Source organism: Miltoncostaea marina (assembly GCF_018141525.1).
GTDB lineage: Bacteria > Actinomycetota > Thermoleophilia > Miltoncostaeales > Miltoncostaeaceae > Miltoncostaea > Miltoncostaea marina.
Genome location: NZ_CP064655.1, coordinates 2,798,234 through 2,814,549, shown reverse-complemented (window position 1 = coordinate 2,814,549; position 16,316 = coordinate 2,798,234). Strand labels below are relative to the sequence as shown.

Genomic DNA, 16,316 nt, shown 5'->3' with positions numbered 1-16,316 from the left:
CCCGGCCCCGTCCACCGACACGCAAGGGCCTCCCTGCTCGAACTCAGCGATCTCGCCGTCGTGCTCGTGACGCTCGTCGTCGCGAGCGCGCTCGCGGGACGGCTGCGCCTGTCGGCGATCCCGATCTTCATCGTCGCGGGGATCCTGCTCGGCCCGTCCCCCGGGTTCCCGGAGGTGGTCTCGCCGTCCGAGGGCACGGAGCTGCTCGCCCGCCTCGGCATCGTGCTGCTGCTGTTCTTCCTGGGGCTCGAGTTCTCGCTCGACCGGCTGACGGCCGCCCGCCGGATGGTCGTGGTGGGCGGCGCGATCGACCTCGTGGTCAACGCCGGGCTCGGGTTGCTGGTGGGGGTGCTGCTGCTCGGCCCATCGCCCGAGGCGGTGCTGCTGGCGGGGCTGATCTACATCTCCAGCAGCGGCATCGTCACCCGCGCGCTCTTCGACCTGCGCCGCCTGGCCGACGACGAGACCGACCTGGTGCTGGGCGTGCTGGTGTTCGAGGACCTCGCGATCGCGCTCTTCCTGGGCATCGCGGCGGCCCTCGCCACCGGCGAGGCGGTGGGCGGCCTCGAGATCGCGGGCACCGCGGGCCTGGCGCTCGGCTTCGTGATCGCCTGCCTGCTGCTGGGGCGCTGGGCGCACCACGTCTTCGACCGCATCGGGCCGCGCCTCGATCGCGAGCAGCTGCTGCTGGGCGCGCTGGCGGTGGCGATCGGGGGCGGCGCGCTCGGCGAGGCGGCCGGGCTGTCGGAGGCGGTCGGCGCCCTGCTGGCCGGCATCCTGCTGTCGGGATCGGAGGTGCGCGACCAGATCGAGCAGCAGCTCCTCGGCCTGCGCGACTTCGCGGCGGCCATCTTCTTCTTCGCCTTCGGCCTCGAGGTCGACCTGAGCGAGGCCGACGACGCCGGGCTGTGGCTGGCGGCCGCCGTGCCGGTTGCGGTCATCGGTAAGCTCGTCGCCGGGTTCGTCGCCGGCCGGGCCAACGGCTTCTCGCCGCGCCAGAGCGTCAACGTGGGCGCGGCCCTGGTCGCGCGGGGGGAGTTCACGATCATCCTCGCCGGCCTGGCGGCCGGAGGGGCGGCGCTCGACGCCGAGTTCAGGGGGCTCGTGGCCCCGTTCGCCGGCCTGTTCGTGCTGGTAACCGCTGTCGCCGGGGTGGTATTGATGAGGGAGTCGCGGCGTATCGGACGGCTCGCCTTCCCACCGCGCGCCGTCCGAAGAGAGTCGAGGAGATAGCCCGATGCTCGAGGTCCGCGAGACCCGTCTCCCGGGAGTGGGCACGAAGTTCACGCTGCGCACCAGCCGCGGCGACAAGGTGTCGTCGGTCGTGCACATGGACGGCCTGCGCGAGATCTACCACTACCCCGAGGGCGACGAGGAGCCGCACGTCATCACCCTCAACGACGAGGAGGCGCGGCAGCTCGGCGCCATCATCGGCGGCGTCGTCTACCGGCCGCAGCTCGTCAAGGACCTCGAGGTCGCCCTCAAGGACCTCGTGATGGAGTGGATCGAGCTGCCGGCGACCAGCCCGCTGGTGGGCCTCACCGTCGCGACCTGTCGCATCCGCTCGTCCACCGGCGCCACGATCGTGGCGATCCTCCGCGAGTCGGGGTCGCTCGCCACGCCGCACCCGGACGAGGTGCTGCGCGCCGACGACACGCTCGTCGTCATCGGGCGGCCGGCCACCTTCGAGGAGATCCGGCGCCTCGTGGCGGAGGGGCCGCCCGACTGATCCGCGCGGGATCGTCGACGGGCGCGCCGCCCTTGTGAGGCGGCTGCGCGGGCCGGGCTCGCTGCGCGGCGTCCTCGCCGGACTGGTCGGGGCGCTCGCGGTGGTGCTCACGCTCCTCATCACGGTCGCGCTGACCGGCATGGTCACCACGGCCCGCGAGTACCGGGAGGGCGCGCAGACCGCGCTCGAGCGCCAGCGCGCCGCCAACGGGCTGCTCATCGACCTGCTGAGCGCCCAGAGCGCCAACCGGGCCTACATCCTCCTGGCCCGCGGCGAGGACCTCGCCGCGTACACGACCGCGCGCTCGCGCTACCCGGGCGTGATGGACGACCTGCGCGCCGTGCTCGCCGGCGAGGCGCCCCTCGAGGCGTCGGCCGAGGCGGTCGACCGCACGGCGAGCCTCTGGTTCCAGGAGGCGGTCGAGCTCATCCGGCTGCGCCGCCAGGGGCGCATCGACGAGGCCGTCGACCGCGTGGACCAGGGCCTCAGCGAGGCCCGCTTCAACGCGTTCCGCGCCGAGCACGCGCGGCTGCTGGAGGCGATCGAGCAGGTGCGGCTCGACGGGCTGCGCGACAACGACCGGCGCCGCCGGCTCACCTTCTACGCCATCGCCGCCGCCGCCCTGCTGACCCTGATCATGGTGGCGGTCGTCTCGCGCCAGGTCTGGCGGCGGGTCGGCGGGCCGGTGGCGCTGCTCAGCGCCGGCGTCACGCGCGTCACGCGGGGCCGGCTGTCCGACCCCATCCCGGCGCGCCGCGAGGCCGTGCGCGAGCTCGCCGAGCTGATGGAGGGGTTCAACCTCATGCAGCGTGAGGTGCGCCAGGAGCGCGACGCGGTCGCGGCCGCCGCCCGGCGCGAGGCCGCCCAGAAGACCGAGCGCGAGCTGTGGGAGACGGTCCAGCACGGCCTGCTGCCCGCCCGGCTGCCCGGCGTGCGCGGGCTGCGCCTGGCCGCGCGGTACCGGCCCGCCGAGCGGGCCCTCCTGGTGGGCGGCGACTTCTACGACGCGATGGTGCTCCCCGACGGGCGCCTGGCGGTGATGGTGGGCGACATGGCGGGCCACGGCGCCTCCTCGGCCGCCCAGGCGGCGGGCCTGCGCTTCGGCTGGCGTACGCTGGTCTCGGTCGACCCCGACCCGGCGAAGGTGCTGGCCGGGCTCAACGCGCAGATGGGCTCGCCGGAGCAGCGCGCCGAGGGCCTGTTCGCCTCGATCATCTACATGCTCATCGACGAGCGGGGCTCGGTGAGCTTCGCCCCGGCCGGTCACCCGCCGCCGATCGTGATGACCGACGGCAGCTGCCAGCCGCTCGAGCCGGCCAGGTCGGGGCCGCTGCTCGGCGTGTTCGACGCCGCCGAGTGGCCGGTGACGCGCACCGCGCTGCCCTACGGCGGCACGATCGTGCTCTACACCGACGGCCTCATCGAGGCCCGCCAGGGCGCGGACACCTTCGGCGTGGAGCGGGCCTGCGTCGTGCTCGAGGCCGAGCGGCGGTCGGCGCTCGAGCTGCGCGTCGAGCGCATGATCGAGGCGGCCCGGCGCCACGAGGACCAGAGCCTGCGCGACGACGTCGTCGTGCTCGCCGTGGAGCGCCCGCGCCCCGCGCGCTGAGGCGCGACCCCCCGGACGGCCAGTTGACCGGCCCCGGGGCCCCCCCGATCATCGCGCGGTGATCCGCATGAGAGGAGCCCTCGTGGGCGCGCTCGCCCTGGCGGCGGGGCTGCCGGCGACGGGTGCGGGGGCGACGATCGCCGTCACGACGACCGCCGACGCGATCGCGGCCGACGGCGCCTGCTCGCTGCGCGAGGCGCTGCTGTCGGCGAACGGCGACGCGGTGCCGGCGGGCCCCGGCGAGTGCGCGCCGGGCGACCCCGGCGCCGACCTCGTGGCGCTCGGCCCGGGCGTCCACCGCCTGGCGATCCCCGGCGCGCGCGAGGACGCGGGCCGCACCGGCGACCTCGACGCCCTCGCGCCCGTCACGCTCGCGGGGGCCGGCGCCGGCGCCACCGTGATCGACGCCGCGGGCCTCGACCGGGTGCTCGACGTGGCCGCAACGGCGGGGGCCGTGACGGTGCGCGACCTGACGATCACGGGCGGCGCCGCGCCGGGCGGCGCGGCGGGTGCGCCCGGCGCGGGCGAGGCGGCCGTCGGCGGCGACGGGGGCGACGGGGAGGCCGGCGGCGGCGTGCGCAGCGGCGCCCCGCTCATCATCCTGCGCAGCCGGGTGGTGAACAACGCCGGCGGGGCCGGGGGCGCGGGCGGCGCGGCGACCGGGGCGGCGCTCGGCGCGGGCGGCGAGGCCGGCGACGGCGTGGGCGGGCCCGGGGGCCGCGGCGGGGCCGGCGGCGTGGCCGCCGCGGCGCCGCTGACGATCGACGAGAGCACGGTGGCCGGCAACCGCGGTGGCGCGGGCGGCGCCGGCGGGGCCGGCCGCGGCGGCGACCCCCCGCCGCCGGGCATCGCGGGCGGCGACGGTGCCGGCGGCGGGGGCGGCGACGGCGGGGCCGGCGGCGTCGACGCCGGGGGCCCGCTGACCCTGCGCGGATCGTCGGTGATCGACAACGTGTCCGGCGCGGGCGGCGCCGGCGGGCCGGGCACCGGCGGCACGGCGTCGGGCGGCGGGGTCGCCGCGCCCGGGGGCGACGGCGCCGGCGGCCGGGGCGGCGACGGCGGCAGCGGGGGCGGCGTGCGCGCCGCCGCGGGGCTGGCGCTGGAGCGCGCCGCCGTGGCCCGCAACCTGACCGGGGCCGGCGGCGCGGGCGGCACCGGCGCCGGCGCGTTCGGCACCCACGGCGATCCGGGCGGCGACGGCGCGGGCGGCGCGGGCGGGGCCGGCGGCGACGGCGCGGGCCTGGCGGTGCTGGGCGGCCCCGCGTCGCTGGGGGCGTCCACGATCGCCGCCAACCGGGCGGGCGGGCGGCGGGGGCGGCGGCGCGGGCACGGGCGGCGAGGGCAGCGCGGGCGGCCCGGGCGGCCCCGGCGGGCGGGGCGGCGGCGTCGCCGACCTCGCCGGCGCGGCGATGGCCCACCTGACGATCGCGGGCAACGGCGCCGGCGGCCCCGGCGCCGCGGCCGCGGGCGGCGCCGCCGGGGCGCCGGGCGCGGCGGGCGCCCCGGGATCTGGGGCGTCGGCGGGGCTGCTGCTGGCGCCGGGCGCTTCGCTGACCGCCTCGGTCGCGAGCGGCAACGGGTGCGCCGGCGCCGCGCCGGCCGCCGGGCCGGGCGACGTGGCGCACGCCGCCCCGGGCTGCCCCGGTGCGGCGGGCGACCCGGGCCTGGCGCCGCTCGCCGACACCGGCGGCCCGGTGCCGACCATGCGGCCGTCGGCCGGCGGCGCCGCCGCCGACGCCGTGCCCGCCGGCCCCGCATGCGCGGGCGCCGACGCGCGCGGCGTGGCGCTCGCGGCCGGGGCCCCCTGCGACGCCGGCGCGCACGAGCTGGCGCCGCCGCTGGTGGTGACCGGCGGCGCCACCGAGATCTCGGCGACCGCCGCCCGCGTGGGCGGGACGGTCGACGGCCGGGGCCTCGCGACCACCTACCGCATCGAGATCGGCGCCACGCCGGCGTACGGCACCGCCACCGGCGAGGGCGCCCTGCCGCCCGGCGCCGGGCCCGCGGCCGCCACCGCGATCGTGGCGAACCTGCGCCCCGGGACGCTCTACCACTACCGGGTGGTGGCCACCGGCCCCGACGGCGTGGCCACGGGCGAGGACCGCACCTTCACGACCGCGGCGGTCGCCGGCCGGGTCGCGGCGCGACCCCGCGTGCAGGGCCTCACCCTGCGTCCGCGGCGCGTGGTCGCGGGCCGCCCGGTCACGCTGGGCCTGCGCCTCAGCCTGCGGGCCAGCGTGCGGGTGATCGTGGAGCGCCGCGTCGCCGGCCGCCGGGCCGGCCGCCGCTGCCTCGCCGTGCGGCCCGGCGCGGGCGTGCCGCGCCGCGCGCGCTGCATCCTCCACCGGCGGGTGGGCGTCGTCACGCGGCGCGCCGCGGCGGGGCGCGTGACGCTGCGCGTGCCCGCGCGGATCGGCCGCGCGCGCCTCGCCCCGGGCGCCTACCGGGTGAGCGTGACCGCGGCCAGCGCCGGGCGGCGCTCGCCGGCCGCGCGGGCGACCTTCACGGTGCTGCCGCGCGCACGGGCGCGGTGATGAACGAGACGTCGTGGGCGCGGGCGTTGGCGCGCCGGGCCGCCTCGCGCGACAGCGCCCCCAGGCGCACGAGCATCGCGTACTCGGCGCGCAGCCGGGTGCCGATCATCTCGGGCCCGTCGGTCGCCACCACCAGCGGGATGCCGGCCGACTCGAGCACGTAGACGATCTCCGCCATCTGGGCCTCGTCGCGCACCGCGCCGGTGCGCACGTTGGAGGTGGGGCAGATCTCGAGCACGACGCCGGCCTCGAGCACGGCCTCCTGCAGCCGCGGCTCCATCGCGGTGATGATGCCGTGCCCCACCCGGTCGACCCCGAGGGCCAGCACCTGGAGCATCTCCTCGATGTAGGGCGCGGGGTCGGGCGCGTTGACCCCCTCCTCGCCCGCGTGGAGCGTCACGCCGAGGCCCGCGTCGCGGGCCCGCGCCACGAGCGGCGCCAGGTCGCGGTACGGGTAGGGCGGCCCGCTGCCGCCCGGCCGGGGGCCGCCGATGTCGATCGCCACGACGCCCCGGTCGCGGAAGCGGATCGCCCGCTCGACGACCGCCGCGTTGAGCTCGTGGGGGAAGCCGCGGTCCATCATCAGCACCAGCCCTGCGCGCACGGGGTACTGCAGGGTCGAGCGGTCGATCGCGTGGACCGCCGCCATCACGATGGCGTCCAGGTCGCGCTCGCCGCCGCGGTTGCGCTTGGCGGGGTTGAAGCGCACCTCGTGGGTCGTGATGCGCTGCGAGCGGTAACCGCCGGAGATCATCCCGTGCACCGCCCGGAACACCCCCTCCGGGCTGCTCTGGATGAGCTCCGTGAGGTGGTAGATCCGGTCGAGGCCGTCGAGGCCCTCCGTGCCGGTGCCGACGTTCGTGGCGGCCGCGAACTCCCAGTAGTCGCGGTAGGGCAGCCGGATGCCCTGCTCGTGGGCCAGCTCCCACATCGTGGCCGCGTCGACGCCGCCGCCGAGGTGCGCGTGCAGCTCGGCGAGCGGCTCATCGGGCGCGAACGAGGGGGCGTTCACGGGGCGGCCCGCCGCCGCCGGGGGCGTCAGCCCGCCGCCGGCAGGACCTTCTGGAGCTCGCCCTCCTGGAACATCTCGGTGACGATGTCGCAGCCGCCGACCAGCTTGCCGTCGACGAACAGCTGCGGGATCGTCGGCCAGTCGGACCAGGAGGAGAGCACCTCGCGGATGCGCGGGTCCGCCAGGATGTCGCGGGCCCCGTACTCGGCGCCCAGGTGGTTGAGGATCTGGACGACCTGGTTGGAGAAGCCGCAGCGCGGCATCTCGGGGGTCCCCTTCATGTAGAGGAAGACCCGGTTCTCGGCGACCTCACGGGTGATCTGGTCGAGGATCTCCTGCTCGGTCATGGTGGCCGTGTCGCTCATGTCGCCTCCGGTGCGCGGGTCTTGAGGGCGAGCGCGTGGATGCTGCCGTCGTCGAAGCGCGGCTGGACCGCCGCGTAGACGAGCTTGTGCTGCTCCAGGCGCGAGAGGCCGGCGAACTGCGGCGCCACCACCTGCGCGGCGAGGTGGTCGCCGCCGCCCTGGTCGACGATCTGCGCGGTCGCGCCCGGGAGCGCGGCCTCGATCATCGTCCGGAGCTCGTCGAGATCGGCCATCGGCGGCAGGATAGCGCCTGCCCCGCGCGCCCGGCCCGGCCGCCGTCCCCCGCGGCCCCGGGAGACGGCGGCCGGGGCGGGGCTACGGCGTGACGCGCACCAGCTGGCCGCGCTTGCCCCTGAAGGGGCCCGCCGGGGCCGGCCTGCCGGGCAGCACGCTGTAGTTGGAGACGTAGAGCGCGCCGGAGGCGTCGACCGCCGCGCCCGCCGGGAAGAACAGCTCGCCCACGCCGAGCTCGGTGCGCGAGCCGTCGGGCGCCACGCGCACGACCGAGCCGCCCGGCTGGTTGGACTGCAGCCCGCGCCGCGCGAGCTGGGTCACGTAGAGCGAGCCGTCCGGCCCGAAGGCGAGCCCAGTGATGTTCGTGAAGCCGGTCCGGTAGACGGTCGGGCGACCGCCGTGCCGCACCCGGAAGACGCGGGCCCTGCCCGCGCCGGCGCCCTCGTCGAGGCCGCCGACGTAGTAGGCGCCGTCGGGGCCGAGCGCGATGGAGGTCGGCACGAACTGGCGCCCGTCGCGCAGCGGGAACACCGCCAGCGTGCCCGCCCGGCGCCCCTTCACGCTCACCAGCGTGTTGGCGCCCGCATCGACCACGATCGCGCGGCCGCCGCCGAGCGCCAGCACGGCGTACGGGTTGCTGTTGCGGTCCTGGCCGTCGGGGTTGGTGCGGCACTCCACCGACGCGACGTTCGTCACCCGCCGCAGCATGTCGCGCGGGCCCAGCATCATCAGGCGGCCGGCCTGCAGGCGCAGCGGCGCCGGCACGGCGCGCGGCAGCGGCTTGCAGTCGCTCGCCGACATCGCGATGTAGACCGAGCCGTTGGCGGTGACCGACACCCCGTCCGCCCCGGTCGTGAACGAGCCGTCCTGGCCGCCGGCCGAGAGCAGGCCGCGCACGACGCGGGTCGCCACGCCGTCCCGGACGCGCGTCACCGAGCCCGACGCGCCGATGCACGACGCGTCCTGCCCCGCGCCGTCGCACCGCGGGCCGGCCGTGCCGGCCTCGGCGACGTAGACGCTGCCGTCGGGGGCGATCGTGACGCCGCGCGGGTTGTTCAGGTTGTCCGCGACGACGGTCACCGCCGCCGACGCGGCCACGGGGACCCCCGCCACGCCGCCGGCCACCGCGAGCGCCGCGGCGGTCCATCGGAGCCTCTGCTTCACCTCGTATCCCCTCTGTCGGAAATGCGGATGCGGGCCCCTCCCCCCGCGCGGGGCAATCAGACACCACGGCACGGGCGTCCGCAATCGGCCCGGCCGGTGCCATCCGCGCCCCGGATGGTGGAACATGCAGCGGTCAAACCGCGCGCCGCCCCGGGGGCGGCGCCATCTCCCGGAGGGCGTGAGGTGAAGAAGATCGAGGCGTTCATCCGCCACGAGGCGCTGGAGGCGATCCACGAGGCGCTCGTCGAGCGGGGCCTGCCGTCGATGACCGTCAGCGAGGTGAAGGGCTCCGGCCGCCAGAAGGGCTTCACCGAGAAGTACCGCGGCGTCGGCAAGTCGGTCTTCCTGCGTCCCAAGCTCAAGCTCGAGATCGCGGTCGATGACGCCGACCTCGAGCGCGCGATCGACTGCATCCTCGAGCTCGCCCACACCGGCCAGCCGGGCGACGGCAAGATCTTCGTGTTCGACATCGAGGAGGCGATCCGCGTGCGCACCGGCGAGCGCGGCGCCATCGTGCTGGAGCCGCACCTCGACTGACCGCCCCCGCGTCAGCCGGCGGCGCCCTCCGCGAGCGCGGCCCGCAGCGCGTCGGGATCGGTGACCGGCGCCAGGCAGGCGAAGCGGCGGCACACGTACGCGGCGGGCGCGCCGCCGACCAGGGGCCGGTCCGCCAGCAGCGGGGCGGCCACCGTGGCGGCGGCGTCGGCCGGGTCGCCCGCGGCGATCGCGTCGTGGGGCCCCGCCGCCTCCCGGGCGGCGCGCACCAGGTCGGCAGTGCGCGGGTCGTCGCGGGGTCCGGCGACGGCGATCTCGCGCCGCTCGGCGAGGTGGTGGTCCAGGGCGACCAGCGCCGCGCCGAACGCCTGGGGGAAGCGGGCCATCTCGGCCCGCACCAGCCGCAGGGCGCCGAGGGCGAGCTCCTCGAGCTCCGCGTCGCCGGTCAGGTCGGCCAGCCGCAGCAGCACGCGCGCGGCCTGGGAGTTCCCCGAGGGCGTCGGGTGGTCCTCGACCTCGCGGGTGCGCGCGACCAGCCGCTCGGCGTCGGTCCCGGTGTAGAAGAACCCGCCCCGCTCGGGGTCGGCGAAGAGCTCGACCATGCGCGCCGCCAGCTCGCGCGCCGCCAGCAGCCAGCGCGGCTCGAACGTCGCCTCGTACAGGCGCAGCAGCCCGTGGCTCAGGTCGGCGTGGTCGTCGAGCTGGCCCAGGTGGACCGCCTCCGCGCCGGTGTGCACCCGGCGCAGGCGCCCGTCGACGACCATCTCGCCGAGCACGAAGGCCGCCGCCGCCGTGGCGGCGTCGAGGTAGTCGGGCCGGCCGAGCGTCGTGCCGGCGTCGGCGAGCGCGGCGATGGCGAGGCCGTTCCAGGCGGCGAGCACCTTGTCGTCGCGCGCGGGTGCCGGCCGCTCCGCGCGCGCGGCGTAGAGCGCCGCCCGCGCCGCCTCCAGCAGCGGCCCGGCGTCCTCGCCGAGCTCCTGCGAGACCGCCTCGAGCGGCGCCGCCACGTGCAGCAGCGAGCGGCCCTCGAAGTTGCCCTCCGGGCGCACGCCGTAGCGCAGCGTGACCGCCCGGGCCTGGGCCGGCGGCAGCAGGCGCTCGAGCTCCTCCGGCGTCCAGACGAAGAAGGCGCCCTCGCCCCCCGGCGAGTCGGCGTCCTGGGCCGCCGCGAAGGCCCCGCCGGGCAGCCGCATCTCGCGCAGCAGGTAGTCGAGCGTCTCCTGCGCCACCCGGCGGTGGTCGGGCTCGCCGCCCACCCGGTACGCCAGCGCGTAGTCGGCCGCCAGCAGGGCGTTGTCGTAGAGCATCTTCTCGAAGTGCGGCACCAGCCAGTGGCCGTCGACCGAGTAGCGGTGGAACCCGCCGCCCACCTGGTCGTACATGCCGCCGGCGGCCATCCTGGCGAGCGTCAGCCAGGCCATCTCGCGCGCGTTGTGGTCGCCCGGCCGCGCCCACAGGCGGCGCAGCAGGAACTCGAGGGCGAGCGAGGGCGGGAACTTGGGCGCGCCCCCGAACCCGCCGTCCGCGGGGTCGAACTGGCGCGCGAGCCCGACCATCGCGTCGGCGATCACCTGGCGGTCGAGCGGCTCCGCCGACGCTCGACGCGCGGCCATCGCGGTCAGGCGCCCGGCCACCTCGCGGGCCTGCGCCTCGACGTCGTCGCGGCGGTCGCGGTAGGCCGCCGCGAGCGCCCGGCAGAGGTCGGCGAAGCCCGGCAGCCCGCCGCGCGGCGTGCGCGGGAAGTACGTTCCGGCGTAGAAGGGCCGGCCGTCGGGGGTGAGGAAGACCGTCATCGGCCAGCCGCCCTGGCCGGTCAGGGCCACCGTCGCCTGCATGTAGAGCGCGTCGACGTCCGGGCGCTCCTCGCGGTCGACCTTCACGTTGACGAACAGCTCGTTCATCGTGGCCGCGGTCGCCTCGTCCTCGAACGACTCATGGGCCATCACGTGGCACCAGTGGCACGACGAGTAGCCCACCGACAGCAGGATCGGCCGGTCCTCGTCGCGGGCCCGCGCGAGGGCCTCCTCGCCCCACGGGTACCAGTCCACGGGGTTGTCCGCGTGCTGGCGCAGGTACAGGCTGGACTCGCCGGCGAGACGGTTCACGGGGCGCTCCTCGGCACGGATCGGGATGTACCCGTCCGCTACGGTTTCACCCATGGCGGACCCGTTCATCATCGCTGCCGGCCCCGCCCCCGCGCGGGGGGCCGAGGGGCGCTGGCGGCAGGTGGCGCTGCTCGCCGCGTCGTCGGCGCTCGGCGACGCGCCGCGGGCCGCCTCGGCCCTCGCCGCGACGCTGCTGGCGCTCGACCACCCCGACGCCGCGCTGTCCGCGCTCGAGCGCGCCGACGCGGCCGATCCCTGGGCGCGCTGGTGGCGCGTGCTGGCCGCCGGCCAGTCCGCCGGCGCCGAGGGCCTGGGCGTCGCGCTCGCCTCCGCGCGCGAGCTGCCGGCCGAGGGGCCCGACGGCCGCGAGGTGCGCCGCCGCCTGGCCGACCTGCACGACGAGCTCGCCGCGCTGGGCGGCGACGCCGAGGCGCCCGCGCGCTTCGCCGTGCTCGGCCACCGCGCCCGGCCCGCGCGCCGCATGCTGATCGGCGGCCGGTCGTCGGCGGCCTTCCTCGTCGAGCCGGGCTGGGAGTCGCTGCGCCTGGTGCGGCTCGCCCCCTCCGAGGGCCCCGCGCTCGGCAACCGGGCCCACCTCGGCCTGGCCGAGCTCATCGGGGCGGTGCGCCGCGGCGAGTCCGGCCCGGGCTGGGAGGTGCCGGCCGACGCCCCGGCGGCCATCGACCCGGAGCGGATGCTGGGCGCCCTGCGCGAGGACCCCGCCGCCCGCGACCGCCGGCTCATCGACCTCGCCCGCGAGGTGGCCGAGGAGCGCGAGCGCCTCGTCGCGGAGCGCGCGCTGCTGGCCGAGGAGCGGGCCGTGATGGAGGCCGAGCGCGCCCGCCGGCCGCGGCCGCGCCCCCAGGCGGCGCCCGGCCCGGCGCGCGTCGACCCGGTGGCCGTGCCGCGCACGTCCGGGCAGGCGGCGGCGCTGCTCGGGGTGGACGACGGCGCCCCGGCGGCCGAGGTGGAGCGCGCCTACCGCGAGCAGATCACGCGGTGCCATCCGGACCGGGTCGCCGGCCTGCACCCCGCGATCCGCGGGCAGGCCGAGGGGCTCACCGTGGCGCTCAACTCCGCGCGGGACCTGCTGCTGGGCCGGGCGCCGCGGCGCCGCGCTCAGCGCGCCAGCGGGTAGCGCCGGCCGCGCCAGCGCGGCCCGAGCCCGCGCATCCGGTCGAGCGCGCCGCGGGCGGTGGCGGCCGCCAGCACGAGCAGGCCCAGCGGCAGGGTGAGCGCGTAGCGGCGCGGCGTGGCCGCGTACGGGGCCGCCAGGCGCTGCAGGGCGGCGCAGGCGGCGACCCCGGCGAGCCCGGCCGCGGCGACGCCCGGCTCGCGGCGGCGCAGGCCGGCGGCGGCCGCGGCCGGCGGCGCGAGCGCGAGCAGGGCCAGCGCCCCGGCGGCCGCCAGCCCCTTCGCGGGCCCGCCCGTCGCGGCGAACGAGGCGTTCTTCGACCAGCCCTCCCACACCTCGCGCGCGCCGTGGTACATCCGCAGGCGCGCGAGCGGCCCGGCGGGCAGCGGTACCAGGAGGGCGCCCGCGCGCTTCACGCGCGCGGCGAGCCAGACGTCGTCCACCATGCGCCCCCGGATCGCCTCGTGGCCGCCCACCGCCCGGTACAGCGAGCGCTCCACCAGGATGTAGCCGCCGGCGGCCATCGCCACCGGGCTGCCCGCCCGTCGCGCGAGCGGCCCGGGCGCGACGAAGGTGGCGATCGCCGTCAGGGCGGCGGGCGTGACCACCCGCTCGGCGACGCCCTCGCAGTCGACCGTGGGCAGCAGCGTCACCCCGCCCCGGCCGAGGCGCCGGGCGAGCGCCAGGGCCCGCCCGAGCGAGTCGGGCCGGTGCACCACGTCGGCGTCGGTGAAGAGCAGCCACTCGCCGCGCGCGAGGCGGGCGCCCTGGTGGCAGGCCCAGGGCTTGCCGACCCAGCCCGCCGGCAGCGGCCCGCCCGCGACCACCCGTACGCGCGGGTCGTCGCCGGCGGCGGCGCGGGCGGCGGCCGCGGTGCCGTCGCGGGAGCGGTCGTCCACGACCACGACGTCGACGTCGCGGTACTCCAGCGCCCGCAGGCTGCGCACCGCCGCCCCGATCCCGCGCGCCTCGTCGCGGGCGGGCACGACCACGCTCACGAGCGGCCCGCCGGTGAGCGGCGGCTCCCGGTCGGCGGCGGGCAGCGCGCGGCGCTCGTGCAGCGCGAGGGCGACCGCGCCGGCCCAGGCGACCGCGGCCACGGCTGCGGTCACCCGCAGGGCATCGGATGTGCGGGCGGCCGCCACGGCGCCCGAGGGTAGAGGGCCGTCCTCCCCGCCGTCCGTCCGGGCGGCGGGGAGGGGCGGGGCGTCCGTCAGGCGGCGGGGTTCACCCGCAGGCTGCCGACGACCTTCGTGGGCGCGCCGGCCAGCGAGCCGAGCAGCGCCCGCAGGGTGGCGAGCGGGCCGACGGGCACGATGCGCAGCGTGCGGTCGCCGAGGCGCTCCACCCGCAGCAGCGACGCGAGGTTTCCGCCGGTGAGCCGGTCGAGCACCGGGGTGAGCAGCGGGCCGACCAGCGGGACGCCGCTCGTCAGGCTCGTCAGGACGCTCTTCAGCTGGGCCGTCGAGATGCCCACGCACGCCGTGCCCGCCAGGGCGCAGACGGGGTCGGTGAGCGAGGTGGACGGCACCAGCGAGATCGTCTGGGGCAGCACGCCCGCGCCGAGCGCGGCCGACAGGTCGATCGGCAGCGCGTCGAGGATCGGCTTCACCGGCAGGTCCACGCTCAGCGATGCCACGCCGGGCGCGCCCGCGCCGCCCGGGGCCCCGGGAGCGCCGGGCACCACGACCACGCCGCTCGCGCCGGGCTGGATCACGACGGGCGCGCCCGTCGCCGGGGTCGTCGTCGCCGTGCAGCGGCCGGCGGCCTTGGCGAGCCGCACCCGGGCCGCCCACATGCGCACGCTCTTGGCGCGCAGCTGTCGCGCCGACGAGCGCGCGGCCTTCCGCATGGCGGCGTTGCGGATCTTCACCGCGTGGCGCACCTGGGGCGCCGTGCGGCACGGCGCCGCGCGCTTCAGCGTGGCGCGGAACTGCGCGTCGGCCTTCTTGAGCTTGGCGAGCTGGACCGTGGCGGCGCGCGTGCCGGGCGCGCCGGCGGGCGCGGCGGCGGCGGCGGTGGCGACGCCGAGGCACGCGACCGTGGCGAGCACGGTGGCGAGTGCGCGAGAGCGCTTCACGTACGACCTCCCTGTCGTTGGCGTCCGGGGGCCCCGGATCGCGGCATGATCGTCTGCCTGGCGCCGGCCGGGGGCGTCGCTAGAGGATCTGCCCAGGCGCCCGGCGCCGGCCACTGTTCGCCCGCGACGGCATCCCGGCGGCCGGACGTCGTACCATCGGCCGATGGGCGAGGCGCTCCGTGACGGCTTCGGCCGGGTCCACCGCTCGCTGCGGGTCTCGGTGACCGACCGCTGCAACCTGCGCTGCCGGTACTGCATGCCGGCCGAGGGGATGGAGTGGATCCCGCGCGCCGACCTGCTCACCGACGACGAGATCGCCCGGTTGGTGCGCCTCTTCGCGTCGATGGGGATCGCCGCGGTGCGCGTGACGGGCGGCGAGCCGCTCGTGCGCCCGGGGCTGGCCGGGCTCGTGCGGCGCATGGCCGGCACGCCGGGCATCGCCGAGGTCTCGCTCACCACCAACGGCGTGCTGCTGGCCGACGCGATCGACGACCTGGTGGCCGCCGGCCTCGCGCGGGTCAACGTCTCGATCGACTCGCTCGACCCGGAGCGCTTCGCGCGGATCACCCGCCGCGACGACCTCGGCCGCGCGCTCGCCGGGCTCGCCGCCTGCGAGCGCCACCCGGGGCTCGCGCCGCTGAAGGTCAACGCCGTCGCGATGCGCGGGGTCTCCGAGCCGGACGTGCTCCCGCTCGCGGAGGCCGCCCGCACCCGCCCGTGGATCGTGCGCTTCATCGAGGTCATGCCGCTCGACGCCCCGCGCGAGTGGACCCGCGACCTGGTGCTCTCGGGCGGGGAGCTGCGCGCGATGATCGGCGCGCGGTGGCCGCTGGTGCCGGCCGCGCCGACGCGCGCATCGGCCACCGGCACGCGCTGGCGCTTCGCCGACGGCGCGGGCGAGATGGAGTTCGTGGCGTCGGTCACCGAGCCCTTCTGCGCGACATGCGACCGGCTGCGCCTGACCGCCGACGGCCGGCTGCGCACCTGCCTGTTCGCGGAGGAGGAGACCGACCTGCTCGGTCCCATGCGCGCCGGGGCGGGCGACGGCGAGCTCGCGGCGATCGCCCGGGCGGCCGTGGCGCGCAAGGGGCCCGGCCACGGGATGGCCGACCCCGCCTGGACCTACGCCGGCCGGCCCATGAGCAGGATCGGCGGATGAGCGGCACGGGCGGCATCGTGCTGGCGGGCGGGGCCTCGTCGCGCATGGGCCGCCCCAAGGCCGACCTGCCCTGGGACGGCGTCCCGCTCGCGGCGCGCGTGGCGGGCGTCGTCGCGGCGGCCACCGACGTGGTCGTGGTGGTCGGCGCCGCGGGCCAGCGGCTGCCGCCACTGCCGCCCGGCGTTGAGACGGCCCGCGACGCCCGCCCCGGCCGCGGGCCGCTGGAGGGCATGGTCGCGGGCCTCGAGGCGCTCGGCGGGCGCGCCGGCCGGGTGTTCGTGACCGGCGTCGACGCGCCGCACCTGCACCCGCTGCTGGTCGCCCGCGTGCTCGCGCTGCTCGGTCCCGGCCACGACGCGGCGGTGCCGGTCACCGGCGGTGGCCGCCCGCAGCCGCTCGCCGCCGCCTACCGCGCCGGCGTCGCGGACGAGGCGCGCGCCCTGCTCGACGCCGGCCGGCTGCGCATGGGCGGCCTGCTCGACCGCCTGGCCGTGCGGTGGCTCGACGCCGCGACGCTGCTCGCCGACCCGGCGCTGGCCGCCGCCGACCCGCACCTGGCCGGCCTGGAGGACGTCGACACGCCGGCCCAGTACGCCGCCGCGCGGGGTCGCGGCCGGGGCGTCGTGAGCGTCCCCGCGCACGGCTCCGTGCCCGGGTCGCGTGGCCGGGTCGATTGACAGCCGCGCCGGGACGGG

15 protein-coding genes are annotated in these 16,316 nt (G+C 78.3%); 8 read left to right on the top strand and 7 right to left on the bottom strand.

What is annotated here, in order from left to right; all coding sequences use genetic code 11:
* Positions 1–60: 60 nt before the first annotated feature.
* The 4 genes from ITJ85_RS14280 (at position 61) to ITJ85_RS14265 (ending at position 5,872) form a co-directional block, all read left to right on the top strand.
* Complete coding sequence (locus ITJ85_RS14280) at positions 61–1,233, top strand: cation:proton antiporter (RefSeq protein ID WP_217913771.1); 1,173 nt, start codon at positions 61–63, stop codon at positions 1,231–1,233.
* 4 nt (positions 1,234–1,237) lie between these two features.
* Entirely contained in the window at positions 1,238–1,729 is a 492-nt protein-coding gene (locus ITJ85_RS14275) for a cation:proton antiporter regulatory subunit (protein WP_217913770.1), read from the top strand.
* Positions 1,730–1,763: 34 nt separating this feature from the next.
* A complete protein-coding gene (locus ITJ85_RS14270; RefSeq protein WP_217913769.1) occupies positions 1,764–3,338 on the top strand; it encodes a PP2C family protein-serine/threonine phosphatase in 1,575 nt (524 codons plus the stop codon).
* Between the two features lie 1,409 nt (positions 3,339–4,747).
* Positions 4,748–5,872 carry a fibronectin type III domain-containing protein gene (locus tag ITJ85_RS14265; protein WP_217913768.1) on the top strand — a complete coding sequence of 375 codons (1,125 nt, stop codon included), beginning with the start codon at positions 4,748–4,750 and terminating at the stop codon, positions 5,870–5,872.
* Here ITJ85_RS14265 and ITJ85_RS14260 read toward each other — a convergent pair.
* The 4 genes from ITJ85_RS14260 to ITJ85_RS14245 all read right to left on the bottom strand — a co-directional run bounded on the left by ITJ85_RS14260 (position 5,841) and on the right by ITJ85_RS14245 (position 8,647).
* Positions 5,841–6,884: an adenosine deaminase family protein gene (locus ITJ85_RS14260; protein ID WP_217913767.1), complete on the bottom strand. Its 1,044-nt coding sequence runs from the start codon at positions 6,882–6,884 to the stop codon at positions 5,841–5,843. The two genes, ITJ85_RS14265 and ITJ85_RS14260, sit on opposite strands and share 32 nt — an antisense overlap.
* 26 nt (positions 6,885–6,910) lie before the next feature.
* Complete coding sequence (grxD, locus tag ITJ85_RS14255) at positions 6,911–7,249, bottom strand: Grx4 family monothiol glutaredoxin (RefSeq protein WP_246496271.1); 339 nt, start codon at positions 7,247–7,249, stop codon at positions 6,911–6,913.
* Positions 7,246–7,482 (bottom strand): BolA family protein, encoded by a 237-nt coding sequence (locus tag ITJ85_RS14250; RefSeq protein ID WP_217913766.1) that lies wholly within the window; start codon positions 7,480–7,482, stop codon positions 7,246–7,248. Before ITJ85_RS14250 ends, grxD begins: the two co-directional genes overlap by 4 nt.
* A gap of 82 nt (positions 7,483–7,564) precedes the next feature.
* Positions 7,565–8,647 (bottom strand): ScyD/ScyE family protein, encoded by a 1,083-nt coding sequence (locus tag ITJ85_RS14245; RefSeq protein ID WP_217913765.1) that lies wholly within the window; start codon positions 8,645–8,647, stop codon positions 7,565–7,567.
* 183 nt (positions 8,648–8,830) lie between these two features.
* Here ITJ85_RS14245 and ITJ85_RS14240 point away from each other — a divergent pair, with 183 nt between their 5' ends.
* A complete protein-coding gene (locus ITJ85_RS14240) occupies positions 8,831–9,184 on the top strand; it encodes a P-II family nitrogen regulator (protein WP_217913764.1) in 354 nt (117 codons plus the stop codon).
* A gap of 11 nt (positions 9,185–9,195) precedes the next feature.
* Here the strand turns inward: ITJ85_RS14240 and ITJ85_RS14235 are convergent, their stop codons facing one another.
* Positions 9,196–11,247, bottom strand: a complete 2,052-nt coding sequence (locus ITJ85_RS14235; RefSeq protein ID WP_217913763.1) for a thioredoxin domain-containing protein — start codon at positions 11,245–11,247, stop codon at positions 9,196–9,198.
* 52 nt (positions 11,248–11,299) lie between these two features.
* On the opposite strand from ITJ85_RS14235, the gene ITJ85_RS14230 reads away from it, so the two are divergent.
* Positions 11,300–12,385, top strand: a complete 1,086-nt coding sequence (locus tag ITJ85_RS14230; protein ID WP_217913762.1) for a J domain-containing protein — start codon at positions 11,300–11,302, stop codon at positions 12,383–12,385.
* On the opposite strand, the gene ITJ85_RS14225 is transcribed toward ITJ85_RS14230, so the two are convergent.
* Together ITJ85_RS14225 and ITJ85_RS14220 are read right to left on the bottom strand one after the other, a co-directional pair.
* Entirely contained in the window at positions 12,367–13,527 is a 1,161-nt protein-coding gene (locus tag ITJ85_RS14225; protein WP_217913761.1) for a glycosyltransferase family 2 protein, read from the bottom strand. The two genes, ITJ85_RS14230 and ITJ85_RS14225, sit on opposite strands and share 19 nt — an antisense overlap.
* Positions 13,528–13,595: 68 nt before the next feature.
* On the bottom strand, positions 13,596–14,462 hold the full coding sequence (locus ITJ85_RS14220) for a hypothetical protein (RefSeq protein ID WP_217913760.1): 867 nt from the start codon (positions 14,460–14,462) through the stop codon (positions 13,596–13,598).
* A gap of 163 nt (positions 14,463–14,625) precedes the next feature.
* Here ITJ85_RS14220 and moaA point away from each other — a divergent pair, with 163 nt between their 5' ends.
* Together moaA and mobA are read left to right on the top strand one after the other, a co-directional pair.
* Positions 14,626–15,621, top strand: a complete 996-nt coding sequence (moaA, locus tag ITJ85_RS14215) for a GTP 3',8-cyclase MoaA (protein WP_217913759.1) — start codon at positions 14,626–14,628, stop codon at positions 15,619–15,621.
* Positions 15,618–16,298: a molybdenum cofactor guanylyltransferase gene (gene mobA, locus ITJ85_RS14210; protein ID WP_217913758.1), complete on the top strand. Its 681-nt coding sequence runs from the start codon at positions 15,618–15,620 to the stop codon at positions 16,296–16,298. Before moaA ends, mobA begins: the two co-directional genes overlap by 4 nt.
* Positions 16,299–16,316: the final 18 nt, after the last annotated feature.